Consider the following 18,812-nt stretch of genomic DNA (forward strand, 5'->3'; position numbering starts at 1 on the left):
CGCGGCGATTCTGATCATTCCCAGCCTGGCCCGTTCCCTGACCGCCGTCCATGACCAGCGGAAACTCCTCGCGGACCGGATCGCGGAGCTTCTGGAGGCCCACCCTCTTTCCAAGGTCCTGACCTCCATGCCCGGTATCGGGGTCAGGACCGCCGCCCGCATCCTCATCGACGTCGGGGACGCCAGCAGCTTCCCCACCGCCGGGCACCTGGCCGCCTACGCCGGTCTCGCCCCCGCCACCCGAGCATCGGGCTCTTCCATCCGAGGGGAACACCCCTCCCGACGCGGCAACAAACAACTCAAACGCGCCTTCTACCTGGCCGCGTTCGCCTCCCTACGCGAACCCCCGTCCCGGGCCTACTACGACAAGAAACGCGCGGAAGGCAAACATCACGTCGCCGCTCTCACCTGCCTCGCCCGGCGCCGGATCGACGTGCTCTACGCGATGCTTCGCAACGGCACCTTCTACCAGGCCCCGACCCCCTCACCGGCTTGACGAAGGACATAGGGGCACCTTTTCCCGGGCCTTGTCCTGCTCGGCAGCGGCTTTCTCCACCGCGGCCAGCTTCTCCGCGTCCAGATGCATCCCGGCCGCGTCGTGATGCGCCCGGGCGGTCGTGGAGTCCACGCTGACCAGGGACAGGTCGACCTCACCCCGATGGGCGGCCTCGGCGATCATCCCGTCCAGCAGGGCGGTGAACACTCCGGCGTCACGCCACTGCCGGAACCGGTTGTGCACCGTCGACCACGCCCCGAACTCGGCTGGCATCTCCCGCCACTGCCCACCTGTTCGGAACCGCCACAGCACCCCGGCGAACTGCTCCCGCAGCCGCTCGGGATACGGGCCGTACTCGCCGATCGGCAGGTACGGCCGGATGAACTCCCACTCCGCATCGGTCAACTGCGCACGCGTCACACAAACGATCTATCGGGCCAGGCCTCACCATCAGGACCAAACCAACCGAGAGATCACAACGAGATACACGCCCTAGACCGGACTCGGACGGTCTAGGACTCGTCCCGACCGCGATCGGAATGACAGACAACGGCGTCACGCCAGCTGGTCCAAGCCGCGGCCACCTGATCATGACCGCCTACCGGGACCTGCTCCGGCCCGGCGGTCCGCCCCGTCGCCGCCGCCTACCACGTCGGCGACGGGGTGGATGGACCTGGCCAGCCGGGTCGCCACACCCGGCCGGGACACCGGCTGGCGCCCTGTGCAGCGTGCCATTGCGCTCAACCGCTGTCCTTTGCGCCCGGGCGCTTGGAACAGACCGGCCGCACCTTCGGGCACGGGCCTACCCCCCACGACCAGGCCCGGGCCACGATCTTCGACTTCGTTGAGAGGTTCCGCAATCGGCGACGCCGTCACTCCACCAGCGGATACTTCAGCCCTCACGAGCACGAAACCCGCTCCTACGAGTGCGATAAGGCCGCATAGCCGAGAGAAGCCCTACCTGTGAACGAAGGCGGGCAGCTTCGGACCTTCGACCAGAGCCATCAGAGCGCCCCTCCCGCATCGATCACGTGTGTGGTGCCGGTGACGTACCGGCCGTCCTCGGAGACCAGGTACAGAACCGCGGCCGAGATGTCCTCGACCTGGGTGGCCACCACCGGCAACTTGTTCAGCCTGCGGGCCGCGACCGCGAAGTCTTCCCGAGTCGGATTCTCCAGGTCAGGGCGGAACAGCCGGTAGGTCGGGTCGTTGAGGATCATGTCGGTCGCGACGGTTGTCGGGTGGATCGTGTTAACCCGGATGCTCTGCGGCGCCAACTCCTTGGCCAGCACCTTCATGAAGCCGACCAGACCGGCCTTGGCGGCGCTGTAGTGTGCGGTGTTGGGGTTGGAGAAGATCGCCGCCAATGAACTGGTGATGACTACGGCCCCGCCGCGACCGCCCGCCTGGATGTGCGGCACGGACGCGACCACGGTCTTCCAGACCCCGGTCAGATTGATGTCGATCATCGTCTGCCAGGTTTCCTCGCTCATCTCGAGCGTGGGCGCCGGGGTGGAGATGCCGGCGTTGGCCAGCACAATGTCGAGGCGACCGAACTCGGCCACGCCGACGTCGACCACGTTCTTGAGCGCAGCCAGATCCCGCACGTCCGCCTGATCGGCGATGATGCGCCGATCCAGCGCTTCCACGAGACGGACTGTCTCCTTCAGATCATTGGCTGTAGCCGTAGGGTACGGGACGGTCGCGACCTGCTCGCTCACGTCGACCGCGATAATGTTCGCGCCTTCGGCGGCTAGCTTGAGCGCGTGGCTGCGCCCCTGCCCGCGCGCTGCGCCCGTGACGAACGCTACCTTGCCTTCGAGTCTGCCCACATCCAGCTCCTTCGACGGGTCACGATTCCGGTCGGACCGACACTGCCCCAGTGCGCGCGGAGTGGCCGGCGGCCGTACTCGGTACGGCCAGGCGGGGCGGCGGACCTAGATCCCGGTCTCGTCGCGGTCCGGGGTCTTGGGCCTCGTTCCTCTGCGTAGTTGATATTTCATGATTATTCTGGTCGACGTTCGCTGCAGCATGTCGCGGAACTCGATGTACCGGGGCAGGCGTACGATCGCCCAACGGCGCAGTTACTGCTCGACGAGGCGCGAGGCCACGCATCCGGACGCAATGACCCTCATACGGTCCTTCGCGATACCGGCCCCGATTTCGGGAACCGTGATCTCCACGAGCTCGAGGTGTTTCACGAAAGCCCTCTCGATCCCGAGATAACGCCGGCCTCAATGCACCCGAATGACCTTGCAGCTCTCCGGGGACTTGTTCTTCCTTGATCCACTAAGGTAACCCGAAGCCGCTTACCGGCGCCTCGATTCCGCCTCTGGCCGCTCCCAGGTACCGGGGGTTAGACCCTGCGCCCTTAGCACGTTCTTCTGAATCTTGTGTGTGGGCGTCTTCGGGAGCTCCGGCCGGAACTCGATGTAGCGAGGAACGGCGAAGTAGGGCAGCTCCTCGACACACCAGCCGCAGAGTTCCTTCTCGGTCAGGTCGCTGCCTGCGACGAGCACGACCGTCAGCTTGAGGCAGTCCTCTCCGCGACCGTCCTGGGCCGCGTGGGCGGCCACTTCCAGCACCTGCGGGTGCAGGGTCACCGCGCGTTCGATCTCGAACGAGGAGATGTTCTCGCCGCGGCTGCGCACATAGTCTTTCTTGCGGTCGGTGAAGTAGAGGAATCCCTCTGCGATGCGGCCCATGTCTCCGGTGTGCATCCACAAGCCGCGCCACGCCTTCGCCGTCTCGTCCGGACGCCGCCAGTAGCCCTCGAACATGATGTTCGGCAGCTTCGGCCGGAAGGCGATCTCCCCGATCTGCCCGTCGGCCAGCCGGCGGTCCTCGTCGTCCAGGATGGCGACCTCGAACGCCGTGTCGTCAATCCTCCCGACCGAACCGTCAGCGATGTCCTCGCCGAAGCGCGACATGCTCAGTCGCACGCCTTCGGACAGGCCGTACGTGAAGCTGTTGACGAACCGCACGCCGAACCGCTCGTGCCACTTCCTGCGCACATCCGGCTGGATCGGCGAGCCGGACACTGCTCTCAGTTGTCCGTAGCAGGCCTGCATCTCCGGAGTCTCCGGACCGTCGGCGACGATGGTGAAGATGGATGACATGATCCTGGCGTTGGTCGCACCGCTCACCTGGATTTCCGACCAGAACCTGCTCGCTGAGAACTTCTCGGCGACGTAGATCTTGATCCCGGCAAGGAGCGCGCTCATGACGGTGTCGATGGCGGAGACGTGGAAGAGCGGCAGGCAGGTGTAGAGCACGTCCCCGGCCACGGGCGGGATCGCCAGGAGGGACTGTACGCCCTGGTGGCAGATGTAGTTGTGGCTGATCATGCATCCCTTGGACGGTCCCGTCGTCCCGGAGGTGTAGATCAGCATGCTCAGGTCGCCGGGAGCCGGATCGTCCCCGAGTGGCGAGTCGTTGGCGCCGCGGTGGTCTGCCAGGGCCGCGATCGCCGCGCGGGATCGCACCGCGGAAGCCGGCACGGCGCCTCGGCGGAGGATCACTTCAAGGTCCGTGACGGCGTCCTGGACCTCGAGGACATGATCCAGGTATGCGCTGTCGCAGACCAGGATCCGGGGCGCTGAATCGACCAGCTGGTGGCGCAGGAACTCCCCTCGATAGGCGACGTTCAGCGGGACCCAGACAGCACTCAGCTTGTTGGCCGCGAACCAGGTCACGATCTGGTCGATGCTGTTGTCCAGCAGGGCAGCCACTCGGTCGCCGCGGGCGACCCCGAGCTTACGCAGCTCGTGGGCGAACGCGGTCGACAGCCGGTCGACGTCCGCGAACGTGTAAGTCGCCTCTTCGAACTGGAGGAAGTCTCCGTCCGTGGCCGCTCCCCGCCGCAGCGCCTCCACTACCGTGAGCCGGGGCCGACCTTCCAGCTCTGCCATCAGCTGGCTCATATCGTCATGACCTCCTGCCTTCCTGCTGCCGTCATTCGTTCAGCACGTCGCTGTTCGAACCACGCCTGGTGGCGTCAGTGAGCGGCGCCACTGGGCCGGACGACGAGCGCCCCAACATCAACGTCTGGAGGCTGGTCAATCGCCCACAGCACCGTCCGTGCGACATCCTTGGCCTGCAGCTTGGGCTGGTCCTGGTGTTCGGGGCGGAGAATGTCGGTCTCGATTATTCCGGGATGCACGATGGTCACGCGGACCCCGCTTCCCGCCATCTCGACGCGGATCGACTCGGCCAGCGCGGAGACGGCCCACTTCGTGACCGAGTAGAGGCTTCCGGGGCGGGTGACGATTCCCGAGACAGAGCCGATCAGAATCAGGTGTCCCCCACGACGACGGAGGTGGGGCAGCGAGGCCCGGGCTGTGAGGGCGCTTCCGAGGACATTGGTCGAGACCATGGCGGCCCAGGTGTCCGGCGGCGGCCCCTTCTCGTCGACGAACGAACTGCTCATGGCGACCCCCGCGCTGACCACGACGGTGTCGACGCCACCCCAGCTCATGGCCACGGCATCGACCGCCGAGCTCACCGCCGGCCAGTCCGTGATGTCGACGGCCAGAGGCATCGACTCGTGCGGCCGGAGTTCCTCGGCCAGCCGGGTCAGGGGGTCGAGCTTGCGCGCGAGCAGGGCGACGCGGAAGTCGCGCGCGGCCAAGTGCCGAGCGATCTCGGCACCCAGCCCGCCCGACGCCCCGGTGACGATGGCGGTGCGGCTCCCCATGATCAGTAGACGCGCCGGACGTAACCGTACTCGGACTGTCCCCAGCCTTCGCGACCGTCGCTGGTGCGGAGATGGAGGATCTCGTCAAACGCGGCAAAGGTCGCGCCGTCCCGGCGAGGCAACCCGATCGGGCACCAGCCGCTCCAGACCCGCTCCTGCACGTCAATGACGAGCTCGGTCCCGTCCGCGAATTCGTAGCGCGTCTCGATCGCGAAGCCGGCAGCATCCTTGGGGATGTGCACCTCGCGGACCGGGACCACACCGTCGTCGGTCACGAGACCGCCACCCGCGCGCGCGACGCCGTCCGGGTGGAGGTGCTTGATCACCGCGACTTCGAAATCGTCGAAGCTTGCCCACAGGTAGTAGTACTCGGGGAACTGGACCGAGTCGTCGCGGTATCCCCACGTCCGGGTCCGGTACCCGGTCGCGTTCAGTTCCAGCTCTCTGCCGTCGAAGACGAGTGATCCGTTCATCGACAGGGGGTGCTGGAAGTGCTGGAGCGGCGTCTGGCCCGGGAACGCCGGGATCGAGCCGGAGGGGCCGAAGTTGATGGGCATCCGCCGGGCGGTCAGCAGCAGATCACCCGTGAGGCGCGGGTGGGTGATCGTGATCGAGTTCAGCAGGTCGAAGTCGATCGACTCGCTCGTCCACCGATCGCGAGCCGGAAGATCCTCACGGATGTCCAGAAGCTCTCCCTTGATGGAGATGTTCAGCTGCGCCTTCGACGTCGGGTGGTTGGGCGAGGAGTTCCAGTGGAAGAAGCCGTATACCTCCTGCGCGGGATCCCAGAACGCGAGGTATGCGTGGTCCTTCCACGGCGGCGCACCCTCCTCGATCTCCGTCCTGACGGGGTAGCTGTTCGGCCCCCAGACGGGGTCGCGGTCGTAGTAGGCGCTCAGGTCGGGGAGTTGCTGGGACACGATGTCTCCTTGTGAATTGACGATTTCGGCTACCGCGACGGTTCGCGGGCCGCTCGTTCGAGGATCTCGATGACGCCTGTCGAGCCGTCCACTCGAATGAGGTCACCGGTCTGGATCTGGATGCTCGCGACCTTCGAATTGACGACGCACGGGATGCCGAGTTCCCGGGCGACGACGGCCGTGTGACTCATGACCCCCCCGATGTCGGCGACCAGGCCCGAGGAAAGGAAGATCAGGGACGCCCACGCCGGGTCGGTGTCCCGCGCGACGAGGATCTCGCCCCGCTCGACCTCGGCCTGCGAGACGTCGACGACGACGCGAGCCCGGGCCTCGGTGATGCCGCGGCTGGCGGGGGTACCTACGATCGAAGAGATCGCGTCGTCCCGCGTGGGTCTGAGGATGGTCGGGGAGCCCTGCCAGGCATCGGGAAGGTCAAACTCCTCGTAGGCCCGGCGAATCGCCATGCGCTCCCCGATCACGTCGCGACTGACGGCGGCTCGTGACCTCACCTCGTCGAGCGTCAGGTAGAAGACGTCCTCAGGGTCGTCCAGCCGGCCCGCGTCGTGCAGCCCCGTGCCGATGCGCCGGGCAGCAGCCCTGATCACGTCGAGGCTCTGCAGAAACGAGACCTTGGAGACTCCGCGCATGGGCAGGTAGTAGCCGGCCGCAGCGAGGATCGCCCTTCCCATGGGACGACGCCAGACGGGCAACTGTACGATCAGCTGGCCCTCCAGTTGTCGCCGACGCTCAGCTCGGCCCTCATGCGCGAGTCGGGGATCCTCCCCTTCCGGAAGGTCTCGATACGCCGCTAGCTGCCGCTCGACCATGGACGGGTCCTCGCGCCACGAGCGCTGGGAGAGCTCGCCCTCGCGCCAGCCGTGATAACCATGCCGGTGGACGAAGTCGGCGAGCTCCAGAGTGCCGCGGGAGCACTCCCACATGTCGTCAATCAGCACGGACTCCTCGTGCCCGCCGTAGCCGGCCACGATCTCGTGAGGATCAACCGAGGTCCCCGCACACAGGCTTCGAAGACTGCGGCTCACGGCCTGGAACGCACCCTGGCTCAGATTGATCTGCAGCGAGAGGGACCGCTGGAACCGCTCGATGGCGCCGTCAAGGGTGCGGACCGCCGCGGCTTCGTCCGCGCCCGGCAGGGCGCTGATCGACGCCTCCCAGAAGGATTGGACGTCCTCACGGTTGCGGCGCATCCTACGTGGCACGAGCAGGTACGGGAGAGCGAGCCTGGGCACTGCGCGGGCGTAGCGAGGGCGGGTCCGCACGGCCGCGTCGAGCCCGGGCAGCGAGGAGAAGAACTGCTCGATGATCGCCGCTCCACTGACCCCCGGTACCCGGTCGGCCCACTGCGCGTACGTGTCAATCCGCAGGGCAGCGCGCCCGTAGAAATACCCGACCACCCACTCCGCGGGGTCGTTAGGGAGGTGCGCCTCCTCCCGGGATAAGGCGCCCATGAAGCGGTAATGACTGCGATTGGCGGATTCCGCGACCGGGCCCCACACCGACGCGCTGAACGGCGTGCTGACGCCCGGGATCGCCTCCTGCATGTTGGTCAACGTCCACAGCCCTTCACGACCGGCCCGGCCGTGAAGGACGTTCGGGGCGTCGAGCTTGCCCGCCGCCCTCAGCTCGTCAGCTGTCGGGACGGCGCGACGGTTGCTCCAGACGGTCTCGGGCCGGGCCTGCAGCAGGTAGACCTCTCGTCGGCCGCCGGCCGACGTGATGGCCCACTCGATGTCCTGTGGCAGGCCCAGCTTCGACTGCACGGCCAAGCCCACCTGTGCGAGCGACACCACCTCGTCGTCCGAGAGCGCCGGGAGCCGGCGCAACTCACGATCTACTGGGACCAGGTGCACCTGGCCCGATGTCAGGTCGAGGCGGTGGGCGGACTGCTTGTCGCGAATCTCGCTGTGCGACAGCGAACTCGACGCCGCGTCCACCCAATAGCTATCCGAGACGACGTCACCCTTCACCACGCCTTCGCCAAAGCCGTACGCGGCTTCCACGTAGACCTTCGAGCGATCGCCCGACGCCGGATCGAGGGTCATCATGACCCCCGCGACATCGGCCGTCACCATGCGCTGGATCACGACAGCCATCGCGAGATCCTGGTCGCCGTCGGCGAAGCGGCGGCGGTAGCTGATGGCCTGAGGGGTGTACAGGCCGGCCCAGCAGCGCGCGAGGTGCTCGAGGACCGCGTCCGGGCCGGTGACGCATAAGAAGGTGTCCTGCTGGCCGGCGAACGAGGCGTCCGGCCGGTCCTCGGCGGTGGCGCTCGATCGGACGGCGACCGGGGTGTCATCGTCGCCAATCGCCGCGTAGGCCATGAGAACCTCACGGCGCACGGCGGGCGAGATCATCGCAGCTGTGAACCCCTGACCGATCTCCTTGGCGGCCACCTGCAGTTCGTCGACGCTCCTGGCCGAGTCGGCTAACCGGGCGATGCGATCACGCAGATCCCGCGTCACCGATGCACGGTAGGCGCCGGTGGTGACAACGAAACCGGCCGGGACCTTCAGGCCGAGCCTGCTCAACACGCCGAGCCCCAGTGCCTTGCCGCCCACCTCATGCGCCCGCTCAGGCCCACAGTCTTTCAGTTCGACTATATGGTCCATGTTTTCCTCATCGTGACGTCAACAGCGAAAGCGCTGCGGGCCGACCGAAACCCGCTCTAGTCAATCCGCGTACATCGTATTGATAGCGGTGGCGTACCGGGCTGCAATGACACGCCGTTTCAGCTTCCCCGTCGGAGTGAGCTGATCGCCATCAGGGGCCCAGATCTCGGGAAGCAGGGTGAACTTTTTGATCTGCTCGTTGCTGTTCAGCCGGGCGTTCCCGCGCGCGACCGCCTGTTCCACTTCGGCCAAGATCTGAGGCGCGGCCACCAGGTCCGCGAGTGATTTATCGGAGATGCCGTGCTCCTCGCCCACGCGCGGGAGCATCTCCTTCTCCAGGGTGATGAGCGCGGTCACGTATCGCCGACCGTCGCCGATCGCGACGATCTGGCCGATCAGTGAGCTCTGCGCCTTGACTGTAGACTCGATCAACGCCGGAGACATGTTCTTTCCGGCAGAGTTAATCATAATCTCCTTCTTGCGGTCCACGATTTTCACGAAACCCTCGGCGTCCACCTCCACCACGTCTCCGGTATGGACCCAGCCCTGCCCGTCAATCGTGGCGGCCGTTTCCTCCGGACGATCGAGGTAGCCATCCATGTTCATGGCCGAGCGGGCCAGCAGCTCGCCGTCGGAGGCAACCGCGATTTCGACTCCAGGCAGGGCTAATCCAGCCGTGCCGGTCTTGAAGTGGTCGACCCGGTTGAAGATGTTCTGCCCGGTCTCCGTGGCACCGTAGGCCTCTAGCAGCGGAACTCCTATGGCCCGGAAGAAGTACACGAGTTCGGGAGCCGACGGTGCGCCGCCCACGAACGCGGCCCGGACCCGGTCGAGACCCAGTTCGCTCAGGACGGGCCTGAGTGCGGCTACGCCGCTCGCGTGCCGTGCGACGCTCTCCGGAGCGATCCCGCTGCTCCCAGCCGTCGCAGAGTCGCCCGCCTTGACGATCGCGATCCCCAGAGCAAGCGTCGCCTGGTGATACGACGCCTCCTCGGGCGAGCAGGCCCGTATCCGCGCCTCGATGGCGGCCTGGAGCTTTTCGAAGAGGCGGGGAGTGGAGAAGAGTGTGTCAGGGCGGGCATCGACCAGACCGGCGCCGAACTGCGCCATGTCCGGGCACACGGTAACCGTGGCGCCGTGCACGAGCGCGCCGTACAGAGCGTTGGTCTTGCCGCCGGCATGCGCCAACGGGAGGAAGGACAAAATCCCTTCACGCGACAGCGGGATCGCCCGATCGAGGCCGCGCAACTGAGACATGACCGCCCGGTGGCTCCATTTGACCGCCTTTGGAAGGCCTGTCGTTCCCGAGGTGTAGATGAGGGTCGCCAGGTCCGTCTCCTCGACCGAGCGCGCAACCCGGTCGAGGTCGAAGTCAGCGTCGGTGGCCCCTAATTGCTCGATGACCGCGAGGGTCAGCCCCTCGGCCGCGTCGCTTACGACGAGATGCTGAATCGACCGCGGCAGCTGCGCGAGTGCCTCCTCCACCTTTGGTAGGAAACGGTTCGACGTCACCATCACCGTAGCCCCCGCCGTCCCGACCTGATGGGCGACCTGCTCGGGGGACGAACTGTTGAAGATCGTGAAGGGGACAACACCCAGGTGCATCGCCGCGTAATCGAGCAAGTGGCATTCGATGGTGTTCGGCAGCAGGATAGCGAGACGGTCACCCTTCCTCAGGCCGATGCCCGCGAGGCCGGCGGCGAAGTCGCGAACCCGGCCGGCGGTTTGACGCCACGTCAGCGCGGCGCCACCGCCGATCTCCCGGAAGGCGATGTCGTCTCCTTGGGCGTGCGCAGTCCGCTGGAAGGCTTCTGGAACGGTGCGGGCTTCGACGGCCGTCGCACGATCAACCGATCCGGCCAGCAGATGCCTCGGAGAACCCATAGATCAACCCTTCGCCCTGAGTCGGCGCCTCGCTGCTCTCGACCTCGGCCGCATCATCGCCGATCGACCAAATAAGAGCAAGGGTGTCTCAAAAAGCTGGCCGTGTACTTCTGCAGGCTGTAGCGTCACCAGGCGTGACTCACGCTGCCTCCTCCCCCGACACGGTCGACGGCGAACCCCTGGTCGCCGTGGCCACGGCCGTGCGCGAGTTCGGGCACCTGGTCACCTCCCGCGCGCTGCAAGATCCCCGTCTCGCCGCTGAAATCGTCGACACCCTGGCACACTTGGCGGACCGCATGCGGACCCTCGACGCGCGAGAGCGTGACCGCGAGGCCGAACTGGCCCAGATGTTCGAGTCTCCAGCCGAGGACGGCAAGCCGATGAGCGCCGGGATCACCTGTCCGGTCACCGGGCCCGGCAATCCCCTCGGCCTGGCCGGCAGTGTCCTGCGGGACGGTGCCACCGCCGTCGGCCGCTTCACCTTCCGGGCGGCCTCCGCCGGCCTGCCGGGAGTCGTCCACGGCGGCCATGTCGCTGCCGCCGTCGACGGCCTGCTCGGCCTCTCGGTGGTGCAACTGACCGGGGTGCCGGTGGTCACGGCGATGCTCGAAATCAGCTACCTGGCACCGGTTCCCCTCAACCAGGAGGTTGTGATCACGGCGCGCCTCGTCAGCCGCACCGGGCGCAAGTACGTCGTGGGCGCAGAGGGCAGGGGCGACGACGTGCTTCTCTTCCGAGCCACCAGTCTCTTCATCTCCCCGCGGAGCAGCACGGAGCCCACCGAGGCGTGATCGACGCCGCGCGAACGCGCCCGAGAATCTCGGCTCGCGATTTCGCTTGACAGCACAGCCACGCTCGGGCATTTTCTAGGTCACTCGTTTCAAGATGCCAAGTCTCAAAGATCTCGCCCGCGTCGATCTGGGGACGGCGTCGTACTCGTCGCCCCCGGACGCGGAGGGCGCCGACGCACCGCTCTCGCCGGCCCGCTTCCGTGAGGTTTCGTGGCCAGGAACCAAGGCATGGCAGCGCACTACCGTGCACAACGGCCCATCGCCCCCGACGCGCATCAAGGCGCCGGCCCTAATCCAACTCCTCCACGCCAGAATCGCTGCGGCCCCGTCCAGCACCTCGAGACCGATGCGGCAGGCAACACGGTCATCCCGCCGAGGGAGACGAAGGCATGACCCTCGTGTACGAGGCCGACACCGCCGAAGCGGCGCTGTGCGAGCCCGGTGACCGGTCTGCGCATCGACATGGAACCACTCACCGAGTGCGACGAACCCTGTACGACATCTTTCTCGCCATCTGAGAATCCGCACCACACAAAAGAACACCACGACACACGACCACCAGAATGCCACGAGAAATTGTACATCATCTTAGAAAGGGGCAGTCATGTCCGAGAGGCACAGCGACCGGTTCCGGCAGCGCCATCGCCTACATAGAAGGCTTTCCCATAAGGTAGCAGCCGTTACCGTCACCGTCTGCGTGGCCCTCGGCCTGGGCGCGTGCGGAGACACCGGCTCCGACGCGTCGGGCACGATTTCGGGAGCCGATGGTGCCGGGATCGCAACAGCCAGGGCCGCGATCGCCGACCTCAGCAAGAAGCCGTTCACCGTGGAGCCACTGTCAAAGAAGCCACCAACCGACAAGACTGTCGCCTTTGTGAACTGTACCGTCTCGGGCTGCAATCCCGGCAAGCTGGAACCGGTGACCAGGTTATTAGGCTGGACTTCGAAGGAGTACTCGTACGACTTCGCCAAAGGCCCCCAGGACTTCGTCGCCGCGCTTGACAGCGCTCTGGCCTCGAAGCCCGACTACCTTGTGGTGACCCAGGGATTCCCGGAGTCGGTCGTCGCCAAGCAGATCGCGCAGGCCAAAGCGGCTGGAATCCCCTACATCGACTCCAGCGGTGCCAGCCCGATCGACGGGGTGACCGTCAACGTCATCGGCGGCAAGGCGTTCGAAGGGGTCGGCACGACCCTCGCCCACCAGGTCCTGGCCATGGCCGGCGGATCGGTCGAGGTCGCTGCCGTCCTCGACCCCACGCAACCGGCGATGGCAGCCAGCCACCGAGGGTTCACGGTCGAGATGAGCAAACTCAGCCCCAACTCGAAAGTTAATGTGCTCGAGGCCAGTCTTTCGTCGCCTCCCACCACCACCGTCACCCAGACGATCAACTTCCTTCGAACTCATCCCGCTGTGAAGTACCTGGTGTATCCGGGCGGGACCGCTCTTTACACAGGCATGGCCTCGGCACTGAAGTCCAACGGGATGAACTCCAAGGTCAAGATCGTCCTGGGTGCACTCAGCAATCCCGCCAACCTTCCTGACATCAGGATCGGAGACGTGGCCGCGGGCATCGCGTTCTTCAACAGTTACCAATACCTCATCGTGGATCCTCTGGCGCGGCTCTCGGTCGGCGACGACATCGGGTCGAAGGCCCCGCCGCTGCCCTGGGTCGGGGTGGTGACCGGGGAGAACGCCACGGACGCTGCCCTCGACCCGCCAGGCGTCTCGGAGACGTTCGCCCGCGCCTGGCGTGTCGGCTAGGCAGCGCGGTGAGCGCGATCGACGACGAGGCGCCATCGAAAGCGGCGCAGGATGGCCTAGTGCCCGCGCTCGAGGTGGTCGGGATCTCCAAGCGCTTCGGCGGCCAGCGTGCGCTGAACGACGTCTCGTTCACGGCCAACCGGGGTGAGGTCCATTGTCTCCTGGGTCATAACGGTTCCGGCAAGTCCACCCTGATCAAGGTTCTGGCCGGCTTTCACCAACCCGATGGCGACGGCCGGCTTCTCGTGGACGGTGCGTCGGTTCCGTTCGGCTCACCAGTCGAGGCGCACCAGCACGGGCTCCGTTTCGTCCACCAGGATCTCGCGCTGATCGAGAAACTTTCGGTCACCGACAACTTGGCGCTCGGCGGAACGTATATCGGGAAGAGATGGCTTTCGAGCCGGAGGGAGAATCGCGGGGCCGAGGAGGTCATGCGGCGCCTCGGCATCACCGACGTGCCCGTGGCGACCCCGCTGGCCAGGCTGAGCGCCTCGCAACGCGCCATGACGGCGATCGTCCGGGCGGTCTCCCAGGGCGGGTTGCCGTCGGTGCTGGTCTGCGACGAGCCCACCGCTTCGCTCTCGGAGAACGAGAAGGAGAGGCTGTTCTCCCTGTTGCGGGCGTTGCGAGACCGCGGCGTAGCGATCATCTATGTCACGCACCGGCTTCACGAGGTCTTCCAGATCGGTGATCACGTGACCGTGCTGCGTGACGGGCGCAACGTCGTCGACTCGCTGCCTGTCACGTCACTCGATCACGGAAGCCTGGTTGCAGCGATCCTCGGGCGGGAGCCGGAGGCGTTCTACACGACTCCACCAGCGCCCAGCCTCGAGCCGGTCATCGAGGTGGAGGGTCTGGCCGGCGAGCGGGTTCGGGATCTCTCCGTCACGGTGCATGCCGGCGAGATCGTCGGGCTGGTCGGACTCATGGGCAGCGGCGTCGAGGAAGCACTGCCGTTGATCTTCGGCGCCGGGGCCACGACCGCAGGTGAGGTCCGGGTCCGGGGAAGGACTCTGAAGCCGGGGCACCCGGACGATGCCGTCGACGCGGGGCTGGTCTATGTGCCTGGCGACCGGAAGCGGCTGGGCGGATTCGCCCACTGGCCCCTCTCCTCCAACATCACCGTCTCCTCGATCCCGTCCGTGGGTCCGATGAAGTGGCTTTCCCGGCGCCGTGAACGGGCTTCGGTGCTCACATACCTGACGAGCTTTGGAGTCATGCCTGCGTCACCCAAGGCAATCTTTTCCACCCTGAGCGGCGGGAACCAGCAGAAGGTCGTGATCGCGCGGACCCAGCACAGCGGCGCCACGGCCGTCCTGGTGGAGGATCCGACGGCCGGCGTCGATGTCGGTGCCAAGCCCGCGATCTACGCGGCGCTGGCCCGCATCGCCGGCGCGGGGGGCGCCATCCTACTCATGACCTCGGACTACGAGGAGGCAAGCATGATCTGTGACCGAGTCATCGTTCTCAGTGCCGGACTTCCGGTGGCGTGGCTGTCTGGCGACGCGCTCACGCCTGATTCAATCCTCACCGCTTCCCTGCGTGCTCATTCGGACGATGGAGCGACCGCAGATGCTTGAACACAGCCTTTCGACGGAGGCCTCACGACGGGCGATCCCACCCGCCGATAGCGCCTCAGCGAGCACCACTGAGCCGCTGCAGCCGGACGTACGCCCGGAACGCCGTCGTGGAGCCGAGGTCCAGTGGTCCGCCTACCTCGGGATCGTCATCTTCGTCCTGATCGTGACAACCTTCTCGATCTGGATCCCGGATCTGTTCCTCACGACCAGCAACTGGCAGTCCATCGCTCAGACCGGGGCCATCACGGCAATCCTGGCGGTAGGCCTCCTGATCCCGCTGTCCGCCGGAGCTTACGACCTGTCCTGTGCGCAGTGCCTCGGCTTCACCTCACTGGTCTGTAGCTGGCTCATGATTCAGGGACCGCGTCTGTCGGTTCCGGTGGCCATCGCCATCACGCTCCTCGTCGGGCTGGTGGTGGGGCTACTCAACGGATTCCTCGTCGCATTCCTGCGCCTCGACAGCTTCATCGCGACGCTGGGCTCCACCTCCCTGCTGCTGGCCGGCTGCATCCTCATCGCGAACAGCGAATACCTCGGACCCTTCCCATCCGACTTCGCCTCCCTCACGTCCGGGCGATTCCTCGGAGTTCCCACGATCTGCCTATACCTCGCAGCCCTCGGTCTGCTCGTGTGGTATGTGCTCGAGCACACCCCGCTGGGACGACGGATCCAGGCAACGGGTGCCAATGCCGAGGCCGCGCGCCTTGCCGGACTCCGCACCCGAAGGCTCATCTTCGGGTCGCTCGTGGCGTCGGCCGTCGTCGCCAGCATCGCCGGGATTCTGTACGCCTCCGTCATCGGCACGACGAACCAGAACGACGGGCCGCCCTACCTGCTCCCCGCGTTCACCGCGGCCTTCCTTGGTGCGACCCAGCTGAAGCCCGGGACCTTCAACGTCGGGGGCACCGTGATTGCCGTGTACCTGCTGGGCACCGGCGTGCAGGGCCTGCAGCTCATCGGCGGGCAGATCTGGATCGTGACCGCCTTCAACGGCGCAGCGCTGCTCGTCGCGGTCTCCTCCGCGCAGATCAGTGAACGACTACGCGGAGACCAAGCGGTGTCACGCATGCTGCGCCGCTTCTCGTCCAGATCGGAACACCCCGACCGACTCGAAGCCTGAGAGACCCGACGGGGACGTCCTTGCGACTCGAGCCGCCCCCGCACGCAATGGGTCATTACATATCAGAACTATCGATACTGGAGTGATTGTGCGATTCTCCGTCTCGCTCCCCCGGACCGGGATGGACATACCGTCCCAGGCGCGCTTCTCGGCTACCGCCGAGGAGTGCGGATTCCATGCCGTTTCCGCCACCGACCACCCGTTCCCCTTGGTGGGCGGTGACTCGATCAGCCACCAAGCCTACGACCCCTTCACGCTGCTGGCCTACCTGGCGGCGCGCACTCAACGGATCCGCCTGCACTTCAGCCTGCTAGTCGCGGGTTACCGCAACCCCTTCCTGACCGCCCAGATGATCGCCACACTGGACGAAATCAGCGGCGGCCGGGTCATCGTCGCCTTCGGCGCCGGATACAACCGGGCCGAGTTCGAAGCGCTCGGGGCTCGTTTCACCGGCCGGGGCCGGCACACCGACGAGGTGGTCGCGGCCATGCGCTCGGCTTGGGAGGGCGGCCCGCTGCACGCAGAGCACCACGACTGGACGGCCACCGGCAACACGATGTTCCCCTCGTACCGGGATCGCCCACACCCCCCGCTGTGGAGGGGCGGCAACTCGGACGCCGCGCGGGCCAGCTCCGTACGCTCCTTCGACGGCTGGGCACCACTGGAGGTGAGTGAGACCTGGGCCACCAAGGCCGGGACCATCGCACTGACGATGCGCACCCTGCCGGACGCCATCGCGGACTATGACCGGCAGTGGCGGGCGGCCGGTCGCACCGGCACTCCGGACGTGTGTCTGGTCCGAGGCCGGACGGACTGGCTCCGCGACTCCGGACGGCTCGTGGCAGAGACCCAGCAACTCGAGGAGGCCGGAGTCACCTGGGTCGAGATCACACCCCACGGCGCGGATCTGGACGGCATCGAGGCGAATCTGCGGAACGTCGCGGGCCACCTGCGCGACGCGAAGCTCTTGGCCGAGAACTGAGCCCGCCCGGCTCGTCGTCCCTTTAATGCCGAGCCAGAAGTGACTCAGGGTAAGGCTGCAAGGGTGATCTGGTGGCCGAGCTGTTGGAGCTGGTGGAAGAAGCTAGCGGGTCTGGCATTCGGGGTCCTGACGGCGCTGGTGGTAGTCGGGGCCGAGGTCGCGGTAGGTGCTCTGGTCGTGGAGCAGATGCCAGGCGATCACAAGCATGGTGTGGGGAGACCGCGACGAGAGCGCGTTTGCTGCCGCGGCAGGCTCCTAGCAACCGTACTTACGGCGATCTTGTGGTGCGTCGGCGATAGTGGGATGCGCGGGCACGGGCCAGATCGCGGCGACACCAGCCCGACTATGCCATGACAGCCCTGGCCACCTCGACGGCCTCGAACACGCCCCTGAACCGGCCGAGGGCGTCACCTCGATGGCCGGGCTGGTCCACCACAACGACGCCGGCAGCAAGCAGTACCCCTCGATCGCCCTCACCGAACGACTCACTGCCGTCGGCGTCGACGCCTCCGTCGGCAGTGTGGGCGACGTCTACGACAACACCCTCACCGAAACCGTCATCGGCCTGTACAAGAACCGAGCTGGTCAAACCCCGGGGACCATGGAAGACCGCGGGCCAGGTCGAGGTCGCCACCCTGGACTGGGTCGACTCGTACGACCGCCGCCGCATCTACACGCCTACGGCGACCTGCCGCCCACCAACCTCGAGGCCGCCTACCGCCAGAAACACATCCTGATCAAACCTGAGCACTCAACCGCTTGAGCCCCCGGACACCCGGGGCGGTTCACGCCGGCAGGCCACAGCCCTACAACTCAACCGATCACGAAGGTACGGCTGGAGTTCTAGCCTCGGGCTTTCACCGGGGTGATCGTCTGTTGAGGTGCCGGAAAGGGGAAAGTGCTCCTGAGCTGGGAGGATCGGGCTTGCTGAGGGCCTGAATCTCACCGAACCAAGGAGCACCTTCGCGGTGAAGCCTACCGCTCTGTATCCGTCTGTCCGCGTGGACGCCTCCGGGCGCGGAATCGTGTCGCACGCGGGCGGGCTGATGCTGACCGAGACGGTCCGGGCCAGTGGACTCGGGCAGGCACTGTTGGCGGCGTTGGCGCCATGGCGGCCGGGTCGGGCGGTGCACGACCCGGGCAAGGTGCTGTGCGATCTGGCGCTGTCGCTGGCGTTGGGTGGGGACTGCCTTGCGGACGTGTCGCTCCTACGCGCGGAACCAGCCGTGTTCGGACCGGTCGCGTTGGACCCGACCGTGTCCCGCACGGTCGAACGGCTCGCCGGCGATGTCGGGAAGGCACTGAAAGCGATCGACGCCGCCCGGGCGGTGGCTCGGGCCCGGGTATGGGAGCTGGCCGGCGCGCACGCCCCGCACGCCGGGATCTGCGCCGACGATCCGCTGACCATCGATCTGGACGCCGCCCTGGTCACCGCCCACTCGGAGAAGGAGAACGCGGACCGGACCTGGAAGAAGTGCCCCTATGTCCTTCGTCAAGCCGGTGAGGGGGTCGGGGCCTGGTAGAAGGTGCCGTTGCGAAGCATCGCGTAGAGCACGTCGATCCGGCGCCGGGCGAGGCAGGTGAGAGCGGCGACGTGATGTTTGCCTTCCGCGCGTTTCTTGTCGTAGTAGGCCCGGGACGGGGGTTCGCGTAGGGAGGCGAACGCGGCCAGGTAGAAGGCGCGTTTGAGTTGTTTGTTGCCGCGTCGGGAGGGGTGTTCCCCTCGGATGGAAGAGCCCGATGCTCGGGTGGCGGGGGCGAGACCGGCGTAGGCGGCCAGGTGCCCGGCGGTGGGGAAGCTGCTGGCGTCCCCGACGTCGATGAGGATGCGGGCGGCGGTCCTGACCCCGATACCGGGCATGGAGGTCAGGACCTTGGAAAGAGGGTGGGCCTCCAGAAGCTCCGCGATCCGGTCCGCGAGGAGTTTCCGCTGGTCATGGACGGCGGTCAG

Annotated in this window: 15 protein-coding genes and 2 pseudogenes; 9 read left to right on the plus strand and 8 right to left on the minus strand. The window is 66.6% G+C overall.

All coding sequences use genetic code 11. The features are described from left to right. Positions 1 to 496, plus strand: a 496-nt coding sequence (locus FREUN1FDRAFT_RS31800) for an IS110 family transposase (RefSeq protein ID WP_006544441.1), incomplete at its 5' end; no start/stop codon positions are given. Positions 497 to 514: 18 nt separating this feature from the next. Here the strand turns inward: FREUN1FDRAFT_RS31800 and FREUN1FDRAFT_RS31805 are convergent. From FREUN1FDRAFT_RS31805 to FREUN1FDRAFT_RS31835, 7 genes and pseudogenes are all read right to left on the minus strand, one after another. Continuing rightward, a pseudogene (locus tag FREUN1FDRAFT_RS31805) lies at positions 515 to 916 on the minus strand (transposase); the annotation flags it as partial. 584 nt (positions 917 to 1,500) lie between these two features. Next, complete coding sequence (locus tag FREUN1FDRAFT_RS31810) at positions 1,501 to 2,328, minus strand: mycofactocin-coupled SDR family oxidoreductase (RefSeq protein ID WP_006544443.1); 828 nt, start codon at positions 2,326 to 2,328, stop codon at positions 1,501 to 1,503. Positions 2,329 to 2,805: 477 nt separating this feature from the next. Beyond that, positions 2,806 to 4,407 (minus strand): AMP-binding protein, encoded by a 1,602-nt coding sequence (locus FREUN1FDRAFT_RS31815; protein ID WP_232295508.1) that lies wholly within the window; start codon positions 4,405 to 4,407, stop codon positions 2,806 to 2,808. An 86-nt stretch (positions 4,408 to 4,493) separates the two neighbouring features. Further along, positions 4,494 to 5,192 (minus strand): SDR family oxidoreductase, encoded by a 699-nt coding sequence (locus FREUN1FDRAFT_RS31820; RefSeq protein ID WP_006544446.1) that lies wholly within the window; start codon positions 5,190 to 5,192, stop codon positions 4,494 to 4,496. A gap of 2 nt (positions 5,193 to 5,194) precedes the next feature. Then, positions 5,195 to 6,112, minus strand: a complete 918-nt coding sequence (locus FREUN1FDRAFT_RS31825; protein ID WP_006544447.1) for a hypothetical protein — start codon at positions 6,110 to 6,112, stop codon at positions 5,195 to 5,197. A 29-nt stretch (positions 6,113 to 6,141) separates the two neighbouring features. Continuing rightward, positions 6,142 to 8,742 carry a PEP/pyruvate-binding domain-containing protein gene (locus FREUN1FDRAFT_RS42305; protein ID WP_006544448.1) on the minus strand — a complete coding sequence of 867 codons (2,601 nt, stop codon included), beginning with the start codon at positions 8,740 to 8,742 and terminating at the stop codon, positions 6,142 to 6,144. A gap of 60 nt (positions 8,743 to 8,802) precedes the next feature. Next, a complete protein-coding gene (locus tag FREUN1FDRAFT_RS31835) occupies positions 8,803 to 10,626 on the minus strand; it encodes a long-chain fatty acid--CoA ligase (protein WP_006544449.1) in 1,824 nt (607 codons plus the stop codon). A 134-nt stretch (positions 10,627 to 10,760) separates the two neighbouring features. Here FREUN1FDRAFT_RS31835 and FREUN1FDRAFT_RS40335 point away from each other — a divergent pair, with 134 nt between their 5' ends. From FREUN1FDRAFT_RS40335 to FREUN1FDRAFT_RS31870, 8 genes and pseudogenes are all read left to right on the plus strand, one after another. Continuing rightward, positions 10,761 to 11,417, plus strand: a complete 657-nt coding sequence (locus FREUN1FDRAFT_RS40335) for a PaaI family thioesterase (RefSeq protein ID WP_006544450.1) — start codon at positions 10,761 to 10,763, stop codon at positions 11,415 to 11,417. Positions 11,418 to 11,806: 389 nt separating this feature from the next. Next, on the plus strand, positions 11,807 to 11,935 hold the full coding sequence (locus FREUN1FDRAFT_RS47560) for a hypothetical protein (protein ID WP_006544451.1): 129 nt from the start codon (positions 11,807 to 11,809) through the stop codon (positions 11,933 to 11,935). Positions 11,936 to 12,021: 86 nt separating this feature from the next. Beyond that, positions 12,022 to 13,179: a substrate-binding domain-containing protein gene (locus FREUN1FDRAFT_RS31845; protein WP_006544452.1), complete on the plus strand. Its 1,158-nt coding sequence runs from the start codon at positions 12,022 to 12,024 to the stop codon at positions 13,177 to 13,179. A 59-nt stretch (positions 13,180 to 13,238) separates the two neighbouring features. Next, positions 13,239 to 14,759, plus strand: a complete 1,521-nt coding sequence (locus tag FREUN1FDRAFT_RS31850; RefSeq protein ID WP_006544453.1) for a sugar ABC transporter ATP-binding protein — start codon at positions 13,239 to 13,241, stop codon at positions 14,757 to 14,759. Continuing rightward, entirely contained in the window at positions 14,752 to 15,879 is a 1,128-nt protein-coding gene (locus FREUN1FDRAFT_RS31855; protein WP_006544454.1) for an ABC transporter permease, read from the plus strand. The genes FREUN1FDRAFT_RS31850 and FREUN1FDRAFT_RS31855 overlap by 8 nt, the downstream gene beginning before the upstream one ends. Before the next feature lie 88 nt (positions 15,880 to 15,967). After that, positions 15,968 to 16,861 (plus strand): TIGR03619 family F420-dependent LLM class oxidoreductase, encoded by an 894-nt coding sequence (locus FREUN1FDRAFT_RS40340; protein ID WP_006544455.1) that lies wholly within the window; start codon positions 15,968 to 15,970, stop codon positions 16,859 to 16,861. A gap of 298 nt (positions 16,862 to 17,159) precedes the next feature. Beyond that, a complete protein-coding gene (locus FREUN1FDRAFT_RS48320; RefSeq protein ID WP_157475664.1) occupies positions 17,160 to 17,624 on the plus strand; it encodes a hypothetical protein in 465 nt (154 codons plus the stop codon). Positions 17,625 to 17,829: 205 nt separating this feature from the next. Then, positions 17,830 to 18,336 (plus strand): annotated as a pseudogene (locus FREUN1FDRAFT_RS31870) (transposase); the annotation flags it as partial. Between the two features lie 17 nt (positions 18,337 to 18,353). On the opposite strand, the gene FREUN1FDRAFT_RS31875 reads toward FREUN1FDRAFT_RS31870, so the two are convergent. Further along, the coding region (locus tag FREUN1FDRAFT_RS31875) for an IS110 family transposase (protein ID WP_035955372.1) at positions 18,354 to 18,812 on the minus strand (459 nt) is incomplete at its 5' end.

Origin of the sequence: Parafrankia sp. EUN1f (genome assembly GCF_000177675.1) — a bacterium.
Classification (GTDB): Bacteria; Actinomycetota; Actinomycetes; order Frankiales; family Frankiaceae; genus Parafrankia.